The following is a 4,900-nucleotide window of genomic DNA, read 5'->3' as shown; positions in this document are numbered from 1 at the left end:
CCTCCAAACGGTTGAAGACGGGTTTGCAGACCTCTTCCTGATAACAGTCGGATTCTCGGTCCGCCTTCTCATAGGCCACCACCAGGCGATCCCATTCGCGTGCGCCAGAAGCATTAATGGCACGCGCATGCGCAGACATGGCTGGAATAGCGGCCAGTCCGGCAAGTATGCCGCGACGGGTGGCGGAAAAGGAAGGTGAATTTTCCAGTGACGCGCGCGCTACGGCGGCGCTATGGGCGCAAATAGCCTGTTGCATGGGTAGACTCCGTGCGATGTGGTCAGAGCCGGTGCGGTCGTTGGTAGCTTCCGCCCGGCTCGATCTCGTGGTAGCACGAGTGTATGACCTCTGCAACTGGTGATACCACGAAAAAGAAGCGCCCGGATCAACCGGGGACGCCGGTCATGGTACGTCTCCAGCCTGCTCAACTGGCTGCGCTCGACGCCTGGCGGGCACGACAGGACCCTGAGCCGTCGCGGCCGGAGGCGATCCGCGCATTATTGGCGGAACGCCTCGTGGATTGACCATGCGCTCAAAAGTGAGTGCATGGTGATCATCAACGGACTTTCTCGTCCATGGTCTTCGGCCATCGGCGCTGCCATATTCGATCGTATCGATGATCAGATTGTGAGGGCGCAATGTTCGAGATCGGCAGGGACTACAGGATCACCACCGGCTTTGGCGATCACGAAGGATCGTCCGTCTCAACGGTTGTCGCGTTCGAAGCGCCGCTGCTGAAGGTGACGGCCCATGGAAAGGAGACGATCCTCAACACGGCATCTCCCAGCTTCGTCAGCGCGGAAAAGCAGCTGACCCCGGAAGAAGAAATGGAGCGGTTGGAAGACATGCCCGATTGGCTCCGGCGGGGAACACCACCCGCCCGCTGACGCGGGTCCGAGAGGAAGGGGGTATTGCGCCAAAAAGTCGGCTCAAGGTCGACACGTCGCGATCATGCAGGAGAAAGTTCCGGCAAGATCGGCATGTGGCATTGAAGGATAAAGTTCGGTCAATGGCCTTGCATCCAAAAGTGGATGCATGATCATCCATTCTTCGCGGCGCGCTTAGCGGCGGGCGGTGGTCCTCGTGATATCCACCGCTCCGCCCCCGCTGCCGCCAGCAGCAAGGCCTGCATATCCTCTTGTGTGTATCCTGGGGTTGACAATTCGACGAGATTTGTATACCATGGTTGACGTGATCGAAGTCCGCCAGACCGCTGTGTTTCGTAACTGGATGAACGATCTGCGTGATGTCCATGCGGTCGCCCGGATCAACGCCCGCATCCGTCGCCTCTCGCTCGGCAACTTCGGGGACGTGAAGCCGGTGGGTGAGGGCGTTGGCGAACTGCGTATCGATTATGGCCCCGGCTACCGGGTCTATTTCGTCCAGCGCGGGACCGAGATCGTCATCCTGCTCTGCGGTGGTGACAAGAAATCGCAGCGCGGCGACATCCGCGACGCGAAGAGCATGGCGAAGGAACTGTGACGATGAACACCTATCCCTGGGACCCGACTGAACACCTCGACAGCGAGGAGGCGATTGCAGCCTATCTCAGCGCAGCGTTCGAGGATGGCGATATCGTCCTGATCAAAGCTGCGCTCTCCGACGTAGCGAAGGCGCGTGGTATGTCCGAAATCGCGGAGAAGGCAGGCTATACGCGCGCCGGGTTATACAAAGCGCTGGGCGAGAACGGGAATCCGTCGTTCGACCTGATTGCGCACGTTGTGCGGGCGCTGGGCGTCAAAATGACCGTGGCAGCGTGAACGAGCCCTACACCCAGGCGGACATGGATGCAGTGTCCGATCGCCCGGAACTCACCGATGAAGAGTTGGCCACCGCTCGCCCATTCGCGGTGGTGTTCCCGGCCTTTGAAGGAAATCCGCCCCCGAACCCCCGAGAGTAAGCGACGTGCAGGACTTTCCGAGGCGAGGGACCAGTCTCTGGGGAGCGGTTCGGCAGCCGTACAGGCCATTTCAGCCGTGCTTTTACTTGATGGGATTAGGCTGTGCTTTGGTTCGCCAATATGCATATACCTGCGACATGAGCGATGCAGCTTACGGCATCGGCATCTATGCCGCCCTGAGGCGGCGCGGATGTTTGGCATGCGTGCCGCGAACCTCCGATGCTGGGTATTGGGGTATGATCGCGACGCGAAGCACGAAGCGCCGTTGTGGCGGCCGCGGCACGGTCTGGAGGATGACGACGGCGTACTGCTCAGCTTTTGAAACCTGATCGAGGCCGCGTAAAGATGCGTCGTCCATTGCTTCGTTCACTTCGTTGCGGGTGCGGGGGGGCCGAATCGATATAGGCTTTCAACCGCACCCGTATTGGTGCGCTTCGACCGCTCGGCTACGAGGTCCTGCAACTCGTTCGGCTTCGCGCGCCGCCAGATCCTGCGCTGTCAGTATGGCCAGCGGCTGCTCCATGGCGGCAGGTGCGAGGGGCCTGAGCCTTGCACTGGTTTGCCGTTGTGGCATCAATAACCCATGCTGCGGTCACCAACTGATACCAAAAACCTAGGCGCTTGCCCGCGAACCAGTGTCGGCATCCCTGTGACGGTGCGTTTCCTGGCTGACTGGCGAGCCGCGCTGGATGCGTGGATCGCATCACAGTCGCCACCGCCTAACCGCTCTGAGGAGACTTCCTTAATCGTTGTGGCTAGGCTTGCTGCCGATGCTTGAGCACCTGCGCCGGCGCTGGCAGCGATTTCGTCGCGGCCGGCGCAACGACATCCGGGTGATGATGTATGAACTTGAAACGACAAAGGTGATCGATCCTATCGACACCGACGTCGTGCAGCATCTGTCGAACGATGCGCTGCACCGCTGGATAGGCAAGGCAACAAACAGGCAGAGCCTCTCGCTGCTGGACAGGGAGTTGCGGCGCAGAGAAGCGTGGGCTGCGCCAGCAGGGCGTGCTTACTGGATCAGCGTCGCGTCCTTGGTAATCGCGATCGGCGCGCTGATCGTCTCTATCGCGAAAATGTAACTTGCAGAACGCCAGCCTATCACAACCCGAGGAAATTTGAGGGATTTAGAGCGGTTTTCGATCAGTCTGCATCGTAGCCGCAGGCTGCGAAATAGTTGGCGCACTCCTGGGGCGAGTAGAGATCGAGGATGCGACCGATGGCGTTCCAGAGGCCGTGGATGGTACGTTCGGCGGCCTTGCGCAGGTGGGCCTTCAGCTTGGAAAAAGCCTGCTCGATCGGGTTGAAGTCGGGGCTGTAGGGCGCGAGGAAGAGGAGCTTGGCGCCGGCGCCCTCGATGACGGCGCGCACGATGGGTGCCTTGTGACTCGACAGGTTGTCCATGATGACCACGTCACCTCGCCCGAGTTCTGGCACGAGGACGCGGGTGACATAGGTGAGGAACGCGTCGGCGTTCATTGGACCATCGAGCACCCAGGGCGCGACCATGCCGGTGCGGCGCAGGCCGGCGACGAAGGTGGTCGTCTTCCAGTGCCCGAAGGGTATACCGGCGCGTAGCCGCTCGCCACGTCGGCAGCGGCCATGGCGCCGCGCCATGTTCGTCGATGCCTAGGTTTCGTCGATGAAGACCAGCTTGTCGGGGTCGAGATCAAGCTGGCCCTCGAACCATTCCTCACGCTGCTTCAGGACGTCGGGGCGATCCTGCTCGGTCGCATGGCCGGTCTTTTTTTACGCGTGATCCCGTGGCGGGCGAAGAAGCGCCACAAGGTCGCGATGCTGACGCTCACGCCGCGCTCCGCCAACATCGTCCTCAACTCCGCCAGCGTCGGATCGGGCTGCTGCTCGATCGCGGCCAGGATGAAGGCCGCATGGTCCTCGATCTTGGACGTTCGACGATCACCGCCCTGCGGCTTGGCTGCCGGCGTGCCATGCGTAAGCACCAACTGCCGCCAGCGGATCGCGCTCGCCGCACTGACGCCGAAGCGCTCCGCTGCCCGCCGGCAGGACACTCCGCTTTCAACAGCGGCCACGACACGGTCCCGCAGATCACGCGATAAAGCTCGACCCATCCATGCCGGCCTCCTTCGCCAGCACAGATCGTGAATCAGAAAACCACGGCCGTGTGAAGCCCCGCTGATTCAACTCCGGCGAAAACCGCTCTAGGAGAATCACATTGGCTTCTGAACCTCCTCCCTCAGTCGGCGACGTGCAGGATGCGGATGCCATTTGGCGAATGCTCCCTAAGGCAATCAAGAACCTTCCTGGGCCAATTCGATATCGCGCTGAGAACGCACTCGATGGGTTCGCTCGCGCGAAAGAATTGTTCCCACTAGATAGAGAAATATCCTCGTTTCGCGCCATTACAGCGGCAGAGGAAGCTGCCTCGGCACTTATACGCAGCCTGCAAGTTCGCAAATATCCTGATGCCGAAAAGATAAATCTATGGATGCATCCACATAAAGCTGCGGTCTATTTTTTCTTAGGGGCGGTGCGGCATGAGGTGTTTCATCATAAGCCAATAACCATGGACGTCACGCTTTCCGCTGATCCACCAAAGGTAACTATTGCTTTGCCAATTCGTCAGTTTGTCGAATTGCCACCAAATATGCAGGATTATAAGATCGTACTTGCCGATCCGCTGGGGATGGTTGGGTCACGACCAGGCGTATCGGAGGATGATTACTTTGACGCAGCCGTACAAAAAGTCGCTGGCTCGCGGAAGGTCGACAAGCTGATCGCAAGCGAGGCAAACGGCCGTAACCGGATCCTATATGCACATGATGGCGGCCTACCACGAAGCCAAGCTACTATCGAAGGGATCGAAATTCGCGAAAGAGGAGCGAAGTTGTGCATCATGCTCGCTATCGCAGTGATGCAGGTCGACCATCATCAGGGGATGGCCCTCCAGTGTCTGAGGGGGTTTTTAAAGGTAATCGGCCGCACTGACGAGCAGCAGCTGCGATCAGGGCGCGGTGAGG

6 protein-coding genes and 1 pseudogene are annotated in these 4,900 nt (G+C 59.8%); 5 read left to right on the top strand and 2 right to left on the bottom strand.

From position 1 onward, the window contains the following. Nucleotides 1–256: hypothetical protein (locus SP5_RS19605; protein WP_167334744.1), on the bottom strand; the 256-nt coding region annotated here is incomplete at its 3' end. A gap of 380 nt (nucleotides 257–636) precedes the next feature. Here SP5_RS19605 and SP5_RS18195 point away from each other — a divergent pair. The 4 genes from SP5_RS18195 (at nucleotide 637) to SP5_RS18180 (ending at nucleotide 2,983) form a co-directional block, all read left to right on the top strand. Then, nucleotides 637–885 carry a hypothetical protein gene (locus tag SP5_RS18195; protein WP_042491497.1) on the top strand — a complete coding sequence of 83 codons (249 nt, stop codon included), beginning with the start codon at nucleotides 637–639 and terminating at the stop codon, nucleotides 883–885. 295 nt (nucleotides 886–1,180) lie between these two features. After that, nucleotides 1,181–1,480, top strand: a complete 300-nt coding sequence (locus tag SP5_RS18190; RefSeq protein ID WP_369386105.1) for a type II toxin-antitoxin system RelE/ParE family toxin — start codon at nucleotides 1,181–1,183, stop codon at nucleotides 1,478–1,480. Nucleotides 1,481–1,482: 2 nt separating this feature from the next. Then, entirely contained in the window at nucleotides 1,483–1,758 is a 276-nt protein-coding gene (locus SP5_RS18185; protein WP_042491495.1) for an addiction module antidote protein, read from the top strand. A 910-nt stretch (nucleotides 1,759–2,668) separates the two neighbouring features. After that, entirely contained in the window at nucleotides 2,669–2,983 is a 315-nt protein-coding gene (locus SP5_RS18180) for a hypothetical protein (protein WP_042491493.1), read from the top strand. Between the two features lie 61 nt (nucleotides 2,984–3,044). On the opposite strand, the pseudogene SP5_RS18915 reads toward SP5_RS18180, so the two are convergent. Beyond that, nucleotides 3,045–3,991: pseudogene (locus SP5_RS18915) on the bottom strand (IS630 family transposase). 104 nt (nucleotides 3,992–4,095) lie between these two features. Between SP5_RS18915 and SP5_RS19370 the strand changes: the two are divergent. Next, on the top strand, nucleotides 4,096–4,900 hold an 805-nt coding region (locus SP5_RS19370), incomplete at its 3' end, for a hypothetical protein (protein ID WP_157013806.1).

Source organism: Sphingomonas parapaucimobilis NBRC 15100, from assembly GCF_000787715.1.
GTDB lineage: Bacteria > Pseudomonadota > Alphaproteobacteria > Sphingomonadales > Sphingomonadaceae > Sphingomonas > Sphingomonas parapaucimobilis.
Note: the sequence above shows the minus strand (reverse complement) of the source record. Positions and strands in the feature narration are given on the sequence as shown.

Excerpts from the sequence above, each read along its gene's own strand:
- SP5_RS18195 (WP_042491497.1), top strand. The coding sequence starts at position 637 with ATGTTCGAGATCGGCAGGGACTACAGGATCACCACCGGCTTTGGCGAT.
- SP5_RS18190 (WP_369386105.1), top strand. The coding sequence starts at position 1,181 with ATGGTTGACGTGATCGAAGTCCGCCAGACCGCTGTGTTTCGTAACTGG.
- SP5_RS18185 (WP_042491495.1), top strand. The coding sequence starts at position 1,483 with ATGAACACCTATCCCTGGGACCCGACTGAACACCTCGACAGCGAGGAG.
- SP5_RS18180 (WP_042491493.1), top strand. The coding sequence starts at position 2,669 with ATGCTTGAGCACCTGCGCCGGCGCTGGCAGCGATTTCGTCGCGGCCGG.